At 56.3% G+C, this 15,985-nt stretch carries 15 protein-coding genes; 12 read left to right on the plus strand and 3 right to left on the minus strand.

Annotated features, from left to right (window positions below; genetic code table 11):
• Positions 1 to 13: 13 nt before the first annotated feature.
• The 7 genes from AOY23_RS10695 to paeA all read left to right on the plus strand — a co-directional run bounded on the left by AOY23_RS10695 (position 14) and on the right by paeA (position 8,658).
• On the plus strand, positions 14 to 1,168 hold the full coding sequence (locus AOY23_RS10695) for a Gfo/Idh/MocA family protein (RefSeq protein WP_054179630.1): 1,155 nt from the start codon (positions 14 to 16) through the stop codon (positions 1,166 to 1,168).
• A 16-nt stretch (positions 1,169 to 1,184) separates the two neighbouring features.
• Complete coding sequence (locus tag AOY23_RS10700; protein ID WP_054179631.1) at positions 1,185 to 2,378, plus strand: Gfo/Idh/MocA family protein; 1,194 nt, start codon at positions 1,185 to 1,187, stop codon at positions 2,376 to 2,378.
• Positions 2,365 to 3,444, plus strand: a complete 1,080-nt coding sequence (locus AOY23_RS10705; RefSeq protein WP_054179632.1) for a Gfo/Idh/MocA family protein — start codon at positions 2,365 to 2,367, stop codon at positions 3,442 to 3,444. Before AOY23_RS10700 ends, AOY23_RS10705 begins: the two co-directional genes overlap by 14 nt.
• On the plus strand, positions 3,441 to 4,469 hold the full coding sequence (locus AOY23_RS10710) for a Gfo/Idh/MocA family protein (protein WP_054179633.1): 1,029 nt from the start codon (positions 3,441 to 3,443) through the stop codon (positions 4,467 to 4,469). The genes AOY23_RS10705 and AOY23_RS10710 overlap by 4 nt, the downstream gene beginning before the upstream one ends.
• 37 nt (positions 4,470 to 4,506) lie before the next feature.
• Positions 4,507 to 6,054 carry an MFS transporter gene (locus tag AOY23_RS10715; protein WP_054179634.1) on the plus strand — a complete coding sequence of 516 codons (1,548 nt, stop codon included), beginning with the start codon at positions 4,507 to 4,509 and terminating at the stop codon, positions 6,052 to 6,054.
• 9 nt (positions 6,055 to 6,063) lie between these two features.
• Positions 6,064 to 7,131 carry a glycoside hydrolase 5 family protein gene (locus tag AOY23_RS10720; protein ID WP_054179635.1) on the plus strand — a complete coding sequence of 356 codons (1,068 nt, stop codon included), beginning with the start codon at positions 6,064 to 6,066 and terminating at the stop codon, positions 7,129 to 7,131.
• 183 nt (positions 7,132 to 7,314) lie between these two features.
• Positions 7,315 to 8,658 carry a polyamine export protein PaeA gene (paeA, locus tag AOY23_RS10725; RefSeq protein WP_054179636.1) on the plus strand — a complete coding sequence of 448 codons (1,344 nt, stop codon included), beginning with the start codon at positions 7,315 to 7,317 and terminating at the stop codon, positions 8,656 to 8,658.
• 75 nt (positions 8,659 to 8,733) lie between these two features.
• On the opposite strand, the gene AOY23_RS10730 is transcribed toward paeA, so the two are convergent.
• Positions 8,734 to 8,940 carry a DUF1107 domain-containing protein gene (locus AOY23_RS10730; protein WP_003856054.1) on the minus strand — a complete coding sequence of 69 codons (207 nt, stop codon included), beginning with the start codon at positions 8,938 to 8,940 and terminating at the stop codon, positions 8,734 to 8,736.
• A gap of 321 nt (positions 8,941 to 9,261) precedes the next feature.
• Here AOY23_RS10730 and AOY23_RS10735 point away from each other — a divergent pair, with 321 nt between their 5' ends.
• Positions 9,262 to 9,819, plus strand: coding sequence for a YtfJ family protein (locus AOY23_RS10735; RefSeq protein ID WP_038156218.1), 558 nt, complete (start codon positions 9,262 to 9,264; stop codon positions 9,817 to 9,819).
• On the opposite strand, the gene cysQ is transcribed toward AOY23_RS10735, so the two are convergent.
• Entirely contained in the window at positions 9,816 to 10,556 is a 741-nt protein-coding gene (gene cysQ, locus AOY23_RS10740; RefSeq protein ID WP_054179637.1) for a 3'(2'),5'-bisphosphate nucleotidase CysQ, read from the minus strand. The two genes, AOY23_RS10735 and cysQ, sit on opposite strands and share 4 nt — an antisense overlap.
• A gap of 188 nt (positions 10,557 to 10,744) precedes the next feature.
• On the opposite strand from cysQ, the gene AOY23_RS10745 reads away from it, so the two are divergent.
• Positions 10,745 to 12,688, plus strand: coding sequence for a bifunctional 2',3'-cyclic-nucleotide 2'-phosphodiesterase/3'-nucleotidase (locus tag AOY23_RS10745; protein WP_152958519.1), 1,944 nt, complete (start codon positions 10,745 to 10,747; stop codon positions 12,686 to 12,688).
• Between the two features lie 3 nt (positions 12,689 to 12,691).
• On the opposite strand, the gene AOY23_RS10750 is transcribed toward AOY23_RS10745, so the two are convergent.
• A complete protein-coding gene (locus AOY23_RS10750) occupies positions 12,692 to 13,066 on the minus strand; it encodes a winged helix-turn-helix transcriptional regulator (protein ID WP_054179639.1) in 375 nt (124 codons plus the stop codon).
• Between the two features lie 89 nt (positions 13,067 to 13,155).
• Here AOY23_RS10750 and AOY23_RS10755 point away from each other — a divergent pair, with 89 nt between their 5' ends.
• The 3 genes from AOY23_RS10755 to AOY23_RS10765 all read left to right on the plus strand — a co-directional run bounded on the left by AOY23_RS10755 (position 13,156) and on the right by AOY23_RS10765 (position 15,955).
• Complete coding sequence (locus AOY23_RS10755; RefSeq protein ID WP_054179640.1) at positions 13,156 to 14,004, plus strand: SDR family oxidoreductase; 849 nt, start codon at positions 13,156 to 13,158, stop codon at positions 14,002 to 14,004.
• Between the two features lie 80 nt (positions 14,005 to 14,084).
• On the plus strand, positions 14,085 to 14,909 hold the full coding sequence (locus AOY23_RS10760) for an AraC family transcriptional regulator (RefSeq protein WP_054179802.1): 825 nt from the start codon (positions 14,085 to 14,087) through the stop codon (positions 14,907 to 14,909).
• 74 nt (positions 14,910 to 14,983) lie between these two features.
• Positions 14,984 to 15,955, plus strand: coding sequence for a DMT family transporter (locus AOY23_RS10765; RefSeq protein WP_054179641.1), 972 nt, complete (start codon positions 14,984 to 14,986; stop codon positions 15,953 to 15,955).
• Positions 15,956 to 15,985 lie beyond the last annotated feature (30 nt).

Raw genomic sequence — 15,985 nt, forward strand, 5'->3', positions numbered from 1 at the left:
ATGAAGGTAAGAAATGGAGAAAGTACGTTTTGGCATTATTGGTGTCGGTAATATCGGTACGGTCCACGCGCGTTACCTGCTGGCAGGCCAGATCGAGGGCGCCAGCCTTGCTGCTGTCTGCGATCACAACCCCGAAAAACATACCGCGATCCGTCGGCTCACTGGCCCGGACGTTCCGCTGTTTGATAATGCACAAGAGATGATCAACAGCGGTTTAATTGACGCGGTGATTGTCGCCACCCCGCACTATGACCACCCGGCGCTGTCGATGATGGCTATGTGCGCGGGCATCCACACGCTGTGCGAAAAACCAGCCGGCGTCTACACCGCGCAGGTGCAGGAGATGAATGCCTGCGCCCGCGAGTGCGACGTGCAGTTTGGCATCATGTACAACCAGCGCCCGAACCCGCTGTATCAGAAAGTGAAGGATCTCATCGACAGCGGCGAGTTGGGTGAGATCCGCCGTTCCAACTGGATCATCACCAACTGGTATCGCTCGCAGAGTTACTACAACTCCGGCGGCTGGCGCGCCACCTGGAAAGGCGAAGGCGGTGGCGTGCTGTTGAATCAGGATCCGCATCAACTGGATCTCTGGCAGTGGCTGGTTGGCATGCCGGTGCGGCTGCGGGCCTTCTGCCAGTTTGGCAAACACCGGGATATCGAAGTGGAAGACGAGGTGACCGCGTATGCGGAATACGCCAACGGCGCCACTGGCGTATTCATCACAACCGTCGCCGAAACGCCCGGCACCAATCGTCTGGAGATCGTCGGCAGCCGCGGCAAAGTGGTGGTCGAAGCGGGCCAGCTCCGCTTCTGGCGGCTGCGTGAATCCGAAACCGACTTCAACGCCCGCTGGCAAAACGGCTTCGGCGAACCAGAATGCTGGGAAGTCTCGATCCCCTGCGCGCCAGAGTGCAGCGATCATCAGGTCATTACCGCCAACTTTACCGCCGCTATTCTGCGCGGCGAACCGCTGATTGCCCCCGGTTATGACGGCATTCACGGGCTGACGCTCTCCAACGCCATGCACCTTTCCACCTGGACCGATGACTGGGTCAGTCTCCCCTTTGACGAACAGCACTACTACACCCTGCTGCGACAGCGCATCGCGGCCTCCATCGAAAAACCGGTCGCCAGCCGCACGCTGGATGCCTCAGGTAGCTGGTAATCACAGGGGAAACAGAATGCTAAATATCGCCATTGTGGGAACCGGGAATATCTCACACCACCATATTCAGGGCTATTTGCAGTTCCCGGGTCGCTGCCGGATCGTCGCGCTGGTGGATATCTACCCGGAGAAAGCACGGGAGAAAAAAGCCCACTATGGGCTGAGCCATGCCCGTGTTTACGCCAGCCACCAGCAATTGCTGGAAGACGGCGCGGATATCGATATTGTCGACGTCTGTACGCCGCCGTATGTGCATGCGGAAATCAGCATCGCTGCGCTACATGCCGGTAAACATGTACTGTGTGAAAAGCCAATGGCTGCTTCACTGGAAGAGTGCGACGCCATGATAGCGGCGCAACAGGCCAGCGGAAAACAGTTGTCGATTATTGCCCAGAACCGTTTTACCGATGCCTTCTGGCGACTGAAAGCGGCGGTGGATTCCGGGCTCGCGGGGAAATTCTGCCATGCACAAGTAGATTCATTGTGGTGGCGTGGTCACAGTTATTACGACCTCTGGTGGCGTGGCACCTGGGAAAAAGAGGGTGGCGGCTGCACCCTAAACCACGCGGTACATCACATCGACGCCATGCTGTGGTTGCTCGGTTTTCCCGACGACGTCAGCGCCATGATGAGCAACGTGGCTCATGATAACGCCGAAGTGGAAGACCTCACGTCGGCCATTTTCCGTTACCCCAATGGCGCGCTGGCGCAGCTTACTGCGTCGGTGGTACATCACGGCGAAGCACAAAAGATCGTGATTCAGGGAGAGAAAGCGTGTATTTCCGCCCCATGGAAAACTGTGGCCTTTCAGAGTGCGGACAACGGTTTTCCCGAAGATGTGCACGACACAGACCGCGAAGCGCGCCTCAACGCCCTTTATGCCGCCACGCCATCGCTCCCCTGGACGCTTCACACCGGGCAGATAGACAACCTGCTCAGCGCCATTGAGCACAATACGGTGCCACTGGTCGACGGCCTGCAGGGCAAACGGGCGCTGGAAGTGATCACTGCGATCTATACGTCGGCGATTACCGGCCGCATCGTGTCATTGCCCATCCCCCCTGACGATCCTTTTTACCGTACCGGTGGCCTTACCGCCCTTGCCCCGCGCTTTCACGAAAAAACCGCCTCCGTGACCCGCTTTCGCGAAGTGGGAGTGATTCCCCTTGGCCAAAATCTGGATGAGAGAACCCTCGATGAACAAAAATGATGGCATGAATTACGCCCCGACGGGGAAACCGCAACCGGTCGTCAAACCGGGCGAATTTGTCTTTGCTGCCGCGGCCCTCGACCACGGGCATATTTACGGTATGTGCAACGGGCTGCTGGAAGCAGGTGCCACCCTGAAATGGGTCTGGGACGCTAACCGTCAGAAATGCGAAGACTTTATTCGCCAGTATCCACAGGTGAAGATTGCTGACTCGCTGGCAACCATTCTGGCAGACAATGACGTGCAACTCGTCGCCGGGGCGGCCATTCCCGCACAGCGCTGCGCGCTGGGACTAAAAGTAATGGCAGCCGGAAAGGACTATTTCACCGATAAAGCGCCGCTAACCACCCTTGCACAACTGGACGATGCCAAAGCCATGGCGGCCCGCACCGAGCGCAAATATGCCGTCTATTACAGCGAACGTCTGCACGTTGAAAGCGCGGTTTTCGCCGGGCAACTGGTGAAACAGGGAGCGATTGGTCAGGTCATACAAACACTCGGCACCGGGCCGCACCGGGAGGGTCAGGGCCGTCCGGACTGGTTTTACGAACGCCACGATTTTGGCGGCATTCTCTGTGACATCGGCAGCCATCAGATTGAGCAGTTTCTGTTTTTCACCGGCAATCATGACGCCACCATCGTCGCCAGTCAGACACGCAACGTTAACCATCCACAGCACCCCCGTTTTGAGGATTTCGGTGATGCCCTGCTGCGCGGCAAAAACGGTGCCACCGGTTATTTTCGTTGCGACTGGTTCACCCCGGATGGCCTCTCAACCTGGGGCGACGGGCGTCTGACGCTGCTCGGCACCGAGGGTTACATTGAGATCCGCAAATACGTTGATCTGACGCGAGGCGAGCAGGATGTGGTCTATCTGGTCAACCGCGACGGTGAATTCCGCTACCCGGTTGCTGGTCAGGTAGGCTTCCCCTTCTTTGGCGAGCTGATCCTCGACTGCCTGAACCGCACTGAACACGCCATGAGCCAGGCGCATGCGTTTAAAGCCGCTGAGCTGTGCGTGAAAGCACAGATGCTGGCGAATGCTTCCGTTGGAGGCGCGCGATGACCTCGTTAAACGCCGCCATTATTGGCTGTGGCGCCATCCACCGTAACCACATTGATGCCCTTCGCCTGCTACCTGATGTGGATCTGCGGGCCATTGCCGAGGTGGATGTGCCGAAAGGCGAGCATCTGGCGCAGAGGTACGGTTGCCGGTTTTATCGCGACTACCAGGAGATGCTGCTGGCCCATGACATTGATGTGGTCCATATCTGCACGCCGCACTACCTGCACAAACCGATGATTATGGCGGCGCTGGCGGCGGAAAAGCATGTCTTCAGCGAGAAGCCGGTCGCCATGACCGGCAACGATATTGCCGAGATCCGCCACGCCGCTTACGCCGCAACCGGGCGGCTCGGGATCTGTTATCAGAACCGTGTAAACCCCACCAGCCAGGCCATTGACTCGTTGCTGACAGCGGGAACGCTCGGCGAGATGCACAGCATCAAAGCCATTCTGACCTGGTCGCGGGGTGACGCCTATTATCGCGACAGCGACTGGCGTGGCTGGTTTGCCACCGAAGGCGGCAGTCTGCTCATCAATCAGGCCATCCATACACTCGATCTGATGCAGTGGTTTGGCGGCGGCGTCAGACGGGTAAAAGGCGTGGTAGATAACGCCACCCTGAACGATGTCACGGAGGCGGAGGACAGCGCCATGGCGACATTCGAATTTCATAACGGCGCACGCGGACTGTTCTATGCCAGCAACGCCCATGTCACCGATTCACCGCTGCTGCTGGAGATCCAGTGCCAGCACGGCACCCTGCGGCTACAGGACAACATTCTGTGGCTTTTCACCCGCAACGGTCAGCGCGAGCTGGCCCGCGACACCGCTCCGGATGGCGGCAAAAGCTACTGGGGCACAGGGCATCAACAGGCGATCGCACACTTTTATCATGCGCTTCGCCACCCCGAGGCTGACGGCGTGGTGGATCTTGACGCGGCGGCCAGTTCCTTACAACTGGTGGAGGCGATATACCGCTCATCCCAGTTACGACGATGGATAAATCTCACTGATGTAATCGATTAATTCCAGCCATAAAAACCCTACACCCTGGAAAAAAAATATGACTAAACCCACTGAACGCAGAGTCGGTTACGGGATCGCTATTGGCTATGGCGTGACCGACTTATTTGGCGGAGGCGCCTTCGCCATCATCGGCACCTGGCTTCTCTTTTTCTATACCACTTATTGCGGCCTGAGCGTATTAGAGGCCGGTTCGATATTTGCTATTGCCCGTGTGATTGACGCGTTATTAAGCCCGATTATGGGTTACGTGACAGATAATTTCGGTAATGCCTGGCTCGGCCGTAAATTTGGCCGTCGACGTTTCTTTTTATTACTCAGCTCACCGTTAATGTTTTTATACGCCCTGCTGTGGCTGACGGATATGGGTTACTGGTATTACCTGGGCACTTATCTTTCTATCGAACTGCTCTCCGCGATGGTGCTGGTGCCATGGGAGACGCTGGCCGCCGAAATGACCAACCGCTACGAAGAGCGCAGTCGCCTTTCCGGCGTACGCATGATCTGCTCCCAGGTCGGTGGTTTTCTCGCAGTTTCTGTGCCGGGGGTAATAATGCAGTTTACCGGCAAAGATAATCCCTTTACCTATACACTGACTGGCCTGCTATTTTCCGCCATCTTTTGCATTGCGGTGTTTATTACCTGGCGTTGTACCTGGGAGGCAAAAGATGTTCAGGAGGAAAATACGTTTCAGCCTGAAATACAACGAAGTGGCGGTTTACTGAATCATTTAAAATATCTGGTACTGGATCTGTTCTCCTCTTTTCGTATTCGTGCGTTTCGTTTGCATATTATTATTTATATCTTTTCATTTACGGCGATGGATGTCTTTGGCTCAGTTTTCACCTATTACGTGGTTTATTGCCTGAGTCAGGATACCGCCGCCGTTTCCGGCTGGCTGAGCATCGCCGCGTTTGCGTCGGTGCCCGGTACCTGGTGCTTTATGCAGCTACTTAACCGTTTTCATGTCACGCCGTCCGCCGCGTTGCGCCTCGCTTACGGTTGTATTTTCTTCGTGCTGGCGTTTCTGTTTTACATCTATCTCACGCAAAGCGTGGTCTCGAATCTGCTGTTTTCCGCGATCTTTATCCTGCTCGGGGTGGCGCGTTCGGGGCTGTATTACATTCCGTGGAACATCTATAGCTTCATTCCAGACATTGACGAAATGGTCACCCAACAACGCCGTGAGGGGATATTTGCTGGCGTGATGGTGCTGACGCGCAAAAGTACCGTGGCACTGGCGATCCTGATAATCGGCCTGGTGCTGGAAGAGGCCGGTTTTGTGAAAGGGAGTGGCATTCAGCCCGAAAGCGCCCTGCAGGCGATCATCGGTCTGATGATTTTTGCCACCGCCGTGCTGCTGGCCGTCAGTTTCTTCACTACGTATCGCTTTAAACTGACCCGTGAAACACACAAGCTGCTGCTCAAAGAGATCGCCCGCCGCAAGCTGGGGGGTGATTACCGTGACTGCGAGCCTGCGACCCGTGAGGTGATTAAACAGCTAACCGGCTATACCTACGATGAAGTCTGGGGCGGCGCGCGTGCCGGTCATCGTCAACAGACCGTGCGCGTGTCCGGAATGGAGTAAGGAGCCCGTATGTATCAACAATGGAGTATCGAAGAGGCCCGGGCGTGGTATCAGCAACTCCCGTGGGGCTGCGGCTTTAACTATCTTCCGCGTACGGCGGTGAACTGGACAGAAATGTGGCAACAGGCGAGTTTCGATACCGCCACCCTCGACCAGGAATTGAGCTGGGCCAACCGTTACGGCTATAACCAGTTGCGCACCAACCTGCCGTTTATTGTCTGGCAGCATGATCGCGACGGGCTGCTGTCGCGCATCGACCAGTTTTTAGCGATCGCCGCCCGCCATCAACTCCGGGTGATGCTGACCCTGCTGGATGACTGCGCCTTTTCCGGCGATGAACCGTTTCTCGGGCCGCAAAAAACGCCGCGTCCGGGCATTCATAACAGCCAGGCGGCCGCCAGCCCGGGTCGCCAGCAAGTGATGGATCGCAATCGCTGGCCGGAGATTGAATGCTACGTGCGTGACGTGGTGCGCCATTTCCGTGACGATCCGCGAGTGTTGTTGTGGGATCTCTACAATGAACCCGGCAACGGCGGTTTTTTCACCGATGATGGCGAATGCCGTCAGTTCGACGATACGCTGGAGTTGTATGCCCTTTCACTCATGACCCGGCTGTTTCAGTGGGTGCGGGAAGAGCGGCCGCAGCAACCGCTGACAGTGGGTGCCTGGCATATTGCCGATCGCCACGACTGTCGCCACGCCTTTACTCACCCCATTGATGCCGCCGCGCTGCACCTTTCCGACGTCATCAGCTATCACGCCTATGTGGATACGCCGGGGCAACTGGAGATCCTGAAACAACTCTCTCGTCATCAACGCCCCATTTTTTGTACCGAGTGGCTGGCGCGGCATGTGGGAAGTACGATAGTGGAGCAGTTGCCGATGTTCAGAGCGCAGCGCGTGAGTGCTTTTCACTGGGGACTGGTGCAAGGGAAAACACAAACCTGGCTGCCCTGGCCCGATATCGCACGTGAAAACCCGCAACCGTCGTTGTGGTTTCATGACGTCCTGACGGCGGATGGGAAAGCGTTCAGCCAGACCGAAATGGCGCTGATCCGCCAGCTGAACAAAGCCTGAAGCGCCCTCTGGTGACTTTACAGCCCTTTACGCTATACTAACCTCGAAATTGCCGGTCCATTGCCTTCGGACCGGTTTTTCTTGTCAAATCTCACCCTTAGTACACATGATCATTCATAAATGAGGTGTATAAAAGTGAGCAACTTCCCTTCCGAGGATCTGGCCTGAACGGCTGGATAAGATATGTTAAACAGTATTTTAGTAATACTTTGTCTGATTGGCGTCAGCGCTTTTTTCTCGATGTCCGAGATTTCGCTTGCAGCCTCACGAAAAATCAAACTCAAACTGCTCGCCGATGATGGCGACATCAATGCACAACGCGTGCTGAAAATGCAGGAAAACCCCGGCACCTTCTTTACTGTGGTGCAGATTGGCCTCAATGCCGTTGCTATCCTTGGCGGTATCGTGGGTGACGCGGCGTTCTCTCCGGCGTTTTACGGTATCTTAAGTAACTACATGTCGTCCGAGCTGGCAGAGCAACTGAGCTTTATACTCTCCTTCTCGCTGGTCACCGGCATGTTCATTCTCATCGCCGACCTGACACCGAAACGCATCGGTATGATTGCGCCCGAAGCTGTGGCTTTGCGTATCATCAACCCGATGCGCTTCTGTCTGTTCGTTTTCCGCCCGCTGGTCTGGTTCTTTAACGGCATGGCGAACATCATCTTCCGCATCTTCAAACTGCCGATGGTGCGTAAAGACGACATCACTTCTGATGATATCTACGCGGTGGTGGAAGCCGGTGCGCTGGCCGGGGTGTTGCGTAAGCAGGAACATGAGCTGATCGAGAACGTGTTTGAACTGGAATCACGCACCGTGCCGTCTTCCATGACGTCGCGTGAGAGCATTATCTGGTTCGACATCAACGAAGATGAGCAGAGCCTGAAAAACAAAGTGGCGGAACATCCGCATTCGAAGTTCCTGGTCTGTAAAGAAGACATCGACCACATCATTGGTTACGTTGATTCTAAAGACCTGCTGAACCGCGTGCTGGCGAACCAGAGCCTGGCGCTGACCGGCGGTGTGCAGATCCGCAATACGCTGATTGTGCCGGATACGCTGACGCTCTCCGAAGCGCTGGAAAGTTTCAAAACCGCCGGTGAAGATTTCGCGGTGATCATGAACGAATACGCGCTGGTGGTGGGGATCATCACCCTGAACGACGTGATGACCACGCTGATGGGCGACCTGGTCGGTCAGGGGCTGGAAGAGCAGATTGTCGCACGCGACGAAAACTCCTGGCTCATCGATGGTGGCACGCCGATTGACGACGTGATGCGTGTGCTGGATATCGACGAATTCCCGCAGTCGGGCAACTATGAAACCATCGGCGGCTTCATGATGTTTATGCTGCGTAAAATCCCGAAACGCACCGATGCGGTGAAATTCTCTGGCTACAAGTTCGAAGTGGTGGATATCGATAACTACCGCATCGATCAGTTGCTGGTGACGCGCATTGACAGCAAACCGACAGTACTGACGCCGAAACTGCCGGATGCGGAAGAGCAGAAGAAAGGCGCCGCGTAATCCCACCCCTGAAACATTAACGGCTCCCTGTGGGAGCCGTTTTTTTTATAAACTACTGCATAGCACAGCTGCTGGTTACGCCATCTCCGTTTGCAGACGCATAACCTGACGGTTGACTTCAGACATCACAGAGAGATGCTGCTTGTCCTTCACCTTCGGGATAAGGATTTTGCCCTTATCAAACTCGAAAGCCCCAACGTCCTTGATGTACAACCGTCCACGGAACAGGATCTTCACGTACTTCGCCACCTGAAGCGGGTTGTAGCGTTGGAAAATTTTCATTCTTTTCTCTCCTGCAGTATTGCGCTCCTGTGGTACCACAATCGGTCCAACGTGTCGGGGCGCAAAATTTAAAGCTCTAAAACTATAGTTCATAACCGGGAAGATACCCAGTATGTATAAGTTTATTTACCTTTTGATTACAGTAATTCAGAATTTTCGTTTCAGCCATACGCAGAAGGCAGTATAAGTCTTCGTTTTTTCTCATATATGTGCGTTCGCCCGCAAACTGGCATCGGGATTGCGGGTAAAGCGGCGAAATCGCACTTATGATTATGGTTCGAACCAAGTGGTCGGATCACCTGCATAAAATAAGGAAACACCATGACCCTACGTAAGCTGATGGCGCTTTCGTGCCTTTTACTGCCGCTGATGGCCTCCGCACACGATTTTCAGGAGGGGCAGCGCGTCCCGCCGGTGGGGATTGCCGACCGCGGTGAACTCATGCTTGATAAGGATCAGTTTAGCTATAAAAACTGGAATAGCGCGCAGTTGCCTGGAAAAGTGCGCGTGGTGCAGCACATCGCCGGTCGTACCTCGGCAAAAGAGAAAAATGCCGCGCTGATTGAAGCGATCAAAGCGGCGAAATTCCCTCACGATCGCTATCAGACCACCACGATTGTCAACACCGATGACGCGATCCCCGGCTCCGGCATGTTCGTGCGCAGTAGCCTTGAGAGCAATAAAAAGCTCTATCCGTGGTCGCAGTTTATCGTCGACAGTAACGGCCTCGCGCGCAAAGCCTGGCAACTGGACGAAGAGAGTTCGGCTATCGCCGTGCTGGATAAAGACGGTCGCGTGGCGTGGGCGAAAGACGGCGCCCTGACGCAGGAAGAGGTGCAGCAGGTGATTGCCCTGCTGCATAAACTACTGAAAGATTAATAAATTGAAACTCTGAAGCCGGGGTTGAGGAACGATTCACGCGGGGTGTAATCCAGCGGTTTCCCCTGCCAGTCGTGAACGTGCGCCCCGGCGGCAGCGGCCACCGCGTGCCCGGCGGCGGTATCCCAGACGTTAGTCGGCCCGAAGCGCGGGTACAGTTGTGCCTGCCCTTCCGCCACCAGGCAAAACTTCAGCGATGAACCAATCGACGTGGTCTGGTGCTCACCCAGTTGTTGCAGGTACTCCTGCAGTTCGCCATCGGCGTGCGAACGGCTGATCACCACCAGCGGCGGCCTGGCGTCACGCACCTGAATCTGCTTACGTACCCCACACTCCTCTTTCCACGCCTTACCGTCGGCGGCGCTGTACATCATTTTCATGACCGGGGCATACACTACGCCCATTACCGCTTTCCCTTTATCAATCAATGCGATATTGACGGTAAACTCGCCATTGCGTTTGATAAATTCTTTGGTGCCATCCAGCGGATCGACCAGCCAGTAACGCTGCCAGTGTTGACGCACATCCCAGGCGGGGGGATCTTCTTCCGACAGCACCGGGATCTCCGGCGTCAACGCCTGCAGCCCTTTCAGGATCACCGCGTGAGCCGCGATATCCGCCGCCGTTACCGGGGAGTCGTCCTGCTTGCTGGCGAGCTCCATCGGCTGTTTCCCGTCGTACACCTGCATAATGGCATCGCCTGCCTCCCGTGCAAGCTGGCAAATTTTATCTAACATACCCACCTCTCGTGGTCGCTTTTGCGTTAACTCATTGTTTTAGTTATATCGTATCGCGACGAAATCCGCTATCTGTGAGACGTTGCCAGTTTCCTGAGTTTCATTTATGGCAAGATTCACAATTCTGTAAGCAACTCGCTGTAATTACATTTATTTCTGCCGAACAGATCAACAAAAGGATGCCTCTGATGATTAAGTTTAGCGCAACGCTCCTGGCGACGCTGATTGCCGCCAGCGTACACGCCGCCACCGTGGATCTCCGCATCATGGAAACCACGGATTTGCATAGCAATATGATGGACTTCGATTATTACAAAGACAGCGCGACGGAAAAATTCGGACTGGTGCGTACAGCCAGCCTGATCAACGCCGCCCGTGGCGAAGTGAAAAACAGCGTGCTGGTGGATAATGGCGACTTAATTCAGGGCAGTCCGCTCGGCGATTACATGGCCGCGAAAGGGCTGAAAAAGGGCGACGTCCATCCGGTCTATCAGGCGATGAACACACTGGATTACGCCGTCGGCAACCTCGGTAATCATGAATTCAACTATGGTCTCGACTATCTTCACAAGGCGCTGGCGGGCGCGAAATTCCCCTATGTGAACGCCAATATTATCGACGTGAAAACCGGTCAGCCGCTGTTCACGCCTTACCTGATCAAAGCGACGCCGGTGCAGGACAGCGACGGCAAAACGCAGACTCTTCGCATCGGCTACATCGGTTTTGTACCGCCACAAATCATGACCTGGGATAAAGCCAATCTCGACGGCAAAGTGACGGTAAATGACATCACCGAAACGGCGCGCAAATACGTACCAGAGATGCGGGCGAAAGGAGCTGATCTGGTGGTGGTGGTCGCCCACTCGGGCCTTTCTGCTGACCCGTACCAGACGATGGCGGAGAACTCCGTGTATTACCTGAGCCAGGTTCCCGGCGTTGATGCCATTCTGTTTGGTCATGCGCATGCGGTATTCCCGGGGAAAGATTTCGCCAGCATCAAGGGCGCGGACATCGACAAAGGGCTGCTGAACGGCGTTCCGGCGGTGATGCCGGGCATGTGGGGCGATCACCTCGGGGTTGTCGATCTGGTGCTGAACAACGACAGCGGTAAATGGCAGGTGACGCAGGCGAAAGCCGAAGCGCGGCCGATTTACGACGCGGTGGGCAAGAAATCGCTGGCCGCGGAAGACGCTGACTTAGTGAAAATCCTCAAGCCTTCCCACGACGGCACCCGCGAGTTCGTCAGCAAACCGATCGGCAAAGCGGCCGACAATATGTACAGCTATCTGGCGCTGGTGCAGGACGACCCGACCGTGCAGGTGGTGAACATGGCGCAGAAGGCCTACGTCGAGCATTTCATTCAGGGCGATCCTGATCTGGCAAAACTGCCGGTGCTGTCGGCGGCGGCGCCGTTTAAAGTCGGCGGACGTAAAAACGATCCGGCAAGCTTCGTCGAAGTCGAGAAAGGCCAGTTAACCTTCCGTAACGCGGCGGATCTTTATCTCTACCCGAACACGCTGATTGTGGTGAAAGCCAGCGGCAAAGAAGTGAAAGCGTGGCTGGAGTGTTCCGCCGGGCAGTTTAATCAGATAGACCCGACCAGCAGCAAGCCGCAATCACTGATTAACTGGGATGATTTCCGTACCTATAACTTCGACGTCATCGACGGGGTGAACTACCAGATTGATGTCACGCAGCCAGCCCGTTATGACGGCGAATGCCAGACCATCAACGCTGACGTGGAACGTATCAAAAACCTGACGTTTAACGGCAAGCCGATTGATCCGAACGCCACCTTCCTCGTGGCGACGAACAACTATCGCGCCTATGGCGGTAAATTCGCGGGTACCGGCGACAGCCATATCGCCTTTGCCTCGCCGGACGAAAACCGTTCGGTGCTGGCGGCGTGGATTGGCGAGCAGTCGAAGAAAAACGGTGAAATTCACCCGGCGGCGGATAACAACTGGCGTCTGGCGCCGATCCACAGCAGCACGCCACTGGATATCCGCTTTGAAACCTCACCGTCGGCAAAAGCCGCCGCGTTTATCAAGGCAAACGCGCAATACCCGATGAAACAGGTCGCCACCGACGAAATTGGTTTTGCGGTTTATCAGTTGGATTTGAGCAAATAAGGTTTATGCCGGACGGCGCTTCGCCAGCACGTCCGGCAAATTCACTTCGATCCAGTCCGCCAGCGCCGCGACTTTCTCGCTGATCTGTTCACCGAGCGGTGTCAGGCTATATTCAACATGGGGCGGCACGACGGGGTAAGCGACACGGTCAACGAAACCATCCTGCTCCAGCGCCTGTAACGACTGCGCCAGCATCTTTTCGCTCACCCCGCCCATTTTGCGCCGCAGATCGCTGAAACGATGGGTGCCGTCACGCAAGGCAACCAGAATCAACACGCCCCAGCGACTGGTGACATGCTTCAGCACATCCCGCGACGGACACTGTTCGGCAAACAGATTGCCGTCGCGCATCTGCTCGCTCAGAGTCGGCATTGTCATTTTCACACTTACCTTTTTGTACGTACTTACTAAAAGTTAGTTAAGGTGCTAGCGTAGCACAACACATGACGAACACGAAGGAGAAAACCATGATTGCTATTACCGGAGCGACCGGCCAGCTGGGCCAGCTTGTGATCGCTGAACTGTTAACCCGCGTTGCCGCCAGCCAGATTGTGGCGATCGTTCGTAACCCGGCGAAAGCCGATGCTTTTCGCCAGCAGGGGATTGTCGTCCGCGAGGGCGATTATAACGATCCGGCCGCGCTGACGGCGGCATTGCAGGGCGTTGATAAACTGCTGTTGATCTCGTCCAACGAAATCGGCAAACGCGCGGCGCAGCACCGCAATGTGATTAATGCCGCCCGCACAGCGGGGGTTAAATTTATCGCCTACACCAGCCTGCTGCATGCGGATACCTCGCCGCTCGGCCTGCACGTTGAACATGTTGATACGGAAAAACAGCTGGCGGCCTCTGGCATTCCGTTTGCCCTGCTGCGCAACGGCTGGTATACCGAGAACTATCTGGCCAGCGCGCCGCCTGCCATTGAACACGGCGTGTTTATTGGCGCGGCCGGGGACGGCAAAATCGCCTCAGCCACTCGCGCTGACTACGCAGCCGCTGCGGCCCGCGTCATCAGCGAGGACAACCATGCCGGTAAAATCTATGAACTGGCGGGTGACAGCGCCTGGACACTGAGCGAGCTGGCCGCCGCACTCAGTAAGCACAGCGGTAAACCGGTGACCTATCATAACCTCAGCGAAGCGGATTTCGCCGCCGCGCTGAAAGGCGTTGGCCTGCCTGCGCCCATCGCCGACATGCTGGCCGATTCCGACTCCGGCGCCGCGAAAGGCGGTCTGTTTGATGACAGCCATACCCTGAGCCGCCTGATTGGCCGCCCGACCACGACGCTTGTGAAAAGCATCGAACGTAGTCTGTAATTGTTAACAACTGGTTATTTTTTGTGGCACTCCACCGGGTCATCTCTGATAATGGGAAAATGACCCGCGTGGAGGACACCGTGCAAGGCGTACCCGAGCAGTTTACCGATGAAACAGACAGCGCCCGCTTTCGCCATCTGGCGCAGGTGCCCGGCGTTGAGCTTTATCATGCCCATATCTCCCGCTACGCGTTTGAACCTCACACGCACGAAGCCTTTGGTATCGGCGCCATTGAGCTGGGCGCGGAGCGTTTTCGCTATCACGGCACCCAATATATCGCGCCAGCCAATTCCGTGATCACCATGAATCCTGACGAACTGCACACCGGCGAGGCGGAAACCGCGGAGGGCTGGCGCTACCGGATGGTTTATCTGGAGCCGGATCTGCTCGAAGAGGTGACGGGCATTCGTCACTGGTGGTTCAGCGATGTCTTACGGATAGATCCGCTGAACGCCAGGCAGATTAACGCACTGATTTATGCGATGTGGCATACCGACGATCCGCTGGCGCAAAAAGGGCTGTTGCTCGATCTGGTTGAGACCTTTCGCCCCTTTGCCCGCCATGCACCGCACATCCAGGAAAGCGGTCACCGTTTTGACCGGGCGCGCGACTATCTCCATGACAACTATATGCACGCCGTCACGCTGGATGAACTCGCGCAGGTGGTGTCGCTCAGTCCGTATCATTTTCAGCGCCAGTTTAAGGCCCACTTCCACGTTACGCCGCATCAGATGCTGATGGCGATCCGTCTCTGGCGCGCCAAAAACTTTCTCACCCACGGTATGCCTGCCGCCGACGTCGCTGCTGCCACGGGGCTGGTCGATCAGTCGCATTTGACCCGCGCGTTCACGCGTCGCTACGGCATCACCCCTGTCCGCTACCAGAAACAGGTTGCCCGGCGCTGATGCGCAATCTCATACAATACGCGTCCCCCTTCCCTGCTTACACTTTGGCTTCAACAGGCGCTAAGGGCTGAGAGATGATAAGTGGTGTGCTGTACGCCCTGCTGGCAGGGTTAATGTGGGGACTCATTTTCGTCGGCCCGTTGATCGTGCCGGAATATCCGGCGGTGTTGCAGTCGATGGGGCGCTATCTGGCGCTGGGGTTAATCGCCCTGCCGCTGGCGTGGCTGGGACGCGGACGGCTGAAACAGCTGACGCGCCAGGACTGGCTGACCGCGCTCGGCCTCACCATGATGGGCAATCTTATCTATTACCTGTGCCTCGCGAGCGCCATTCAGCGCGCCGGAGCACCGGTTTCCACCATGATTATCGGCACCCTGCCGGTGGTGATCCCGGTGTTTGCCAACCTGCTCTACAGCCGACGTGACGGCAAACTGTCCTGGGCACGCATGATCCCTGCACTGGTGTGCATCGCCGCTGGATTACTGTGCGTGAATATCGCCGAACTGCGCCACGGGTTGCCGGATTTTAGCGGGTGGCGCTACGGTTCCGGGGTCGGGCTGGCGCTGATTTCAGTGGTCTGCTGGGCGTGGTATGCGTTGCGTAACGCGCGCTGGCTGCGGGAAAATCCGGATAAACACCCGATGATGTGGGCGACAGCGCAGGCACTGGTGACACTGCCGGTGTCGCTGGCAGGCTATCTCGCGGCCTGTGGCTGGCTGAGCGTACAGGATGTGGCGTTCCCGCTGCCGTTTGGCCCGCGTCCGGTCGTATTTGTCACCCTGATGCTGGCGATTGCGATTTTCTGTTCGTGGGTGGGCGCGCTGTGCTGGAACATCGCCAGTCAGCGATTACCGACGGTGATTGTCGGGCCGCTGATCGTTTTCGAAACGCTGGCGGGACTGCTCTACACGTTTATGCTGCGTCAGAGCGTCCCGCCGTTGCTCACGCTGAGCGGCATCCTGCTGCTGGTCATCGGCGTGGTGATAGCGGTCATAGCCAAACCGACACACCCGGTCGTGGTGCCCGTGACCGAACAGGGATCGTAACGCGCAAAAATCCTGCACCTCAAAAGAGGT

Source organism: Trabulsiella odontotermitis, assembly GCF_001297775.1.
Classification (GTDB): Bacteria; Pseudomonadota; Gammaproteobacteria; order Enterobacterales; family Enterobacteriaceae; genus Trabulsiella; species Trabulsiella odontotermitis.

What these genes read in the sequence shown, in the direction of transcription:
- AOY23_RS10745 (WP_152958519.1), top strand. Translation starts at nt 10,745, where the DNA reads ATGATTAAGTTTAGCGCAACGCTCCTGGCGACGCTGATTGCCGCCAGC.
- AOY23_RS10730 (WP_003856054.1), bottom strand. Translation starts at nt 8,940, where the DNA reads ATGAAAATTTTCCAACGCTACAACCCGCTTCAGGTGGCGAAGTACGTG.
- AOY23_RS10695 (WP_054179630.1), top strand. Translation starts at nt 14, where the DNA reads ATGGAGAAAGTACGTTTTGGCATTATTGGTGTCGGTAATATCGGTACG.
- AOY23_RS10755 (WP_054179640.1), top strand. Translation starts at nt 13,156, where the DNA reads ATGATTGCTATTACCGGAGCGACCGGCCAGCTGGGCCAGCTTGTGATC.
- AOY23_RS10735 (WP_038156218.1), top strand. Translation starts at nt 9,262, where the DNA reads ATGACCCTACGTAAGCTGATGGCGCTTTCGTGCCTTTTACTGCCGCTG.
- AOY23_RS10765 (WP_054179641.1), top strand. Translation starts at nt 14,984, where the DNA reads ATGATAAGTGGTGTGCTGTACGCCCTGCTGGCAGGGTTAATGTGGGGA.
- AOY23_RS10720 (WP_054179635.1), top strand. Translation starts at nt 6,064, where the DNA reads ATGTATCAACAATGGAGTATCGAAGAGGCCCGGGCGTGGTATCAGCAA.
- cysQ (WP_054179637.1), bottom strand. Translation starts at nt 10,556, where the DNA reads ATGTTAGATAAAATTTGCCAGCTTGCACGGGAGGCAGGCGATGCCATT.
- AOY23_RS10700 (WP_054179631.1), top strand. Translation starts at nt 1,185, where the DNA reads ATGCTAAATATCGCCATTGTGGGAACCGGGAATATCTCACACCACCAT.
- AOY23_RS10710 (WP_054179633.1), top strand. Translation starts at nt 3,441, where the DNA reads ATGACCTCGTTAAACGCCGCCATTATTGGCTGTGGCGCCATCCACCGT.
- AOY23_RS10715 (WP_054179634.1), top strand. Translation starts at nt 4,507, where the DNA reads ATGACTAAACCCACTGAACGCAGAGTCGGTTACGGGATCGCTATTGGC.
- AOY23_RS10750 (WP_054179639.1), bottom strand. Translation starts at nt 13,066, where the DNA reads ATGACAATGCCGACTCTGAGCGAGCAGATGCGCGACGGCAATCTGTTT.
- paeA (WP_054179636.1), top strand. Translation starts at nt 7,315, where the DNA reads ATGTTAAACAGTATTTTAGTAATACTTTGTCTGATTGGCGTCAGCGCT.
- AOY23_RS10705 (WP_054179632.1), top strand. Translation starts at nt 2,365, where the DNA reads ATGAACAAAAATGATGGCATGAATTACGCCCCGACGGGGAAACCGCAA.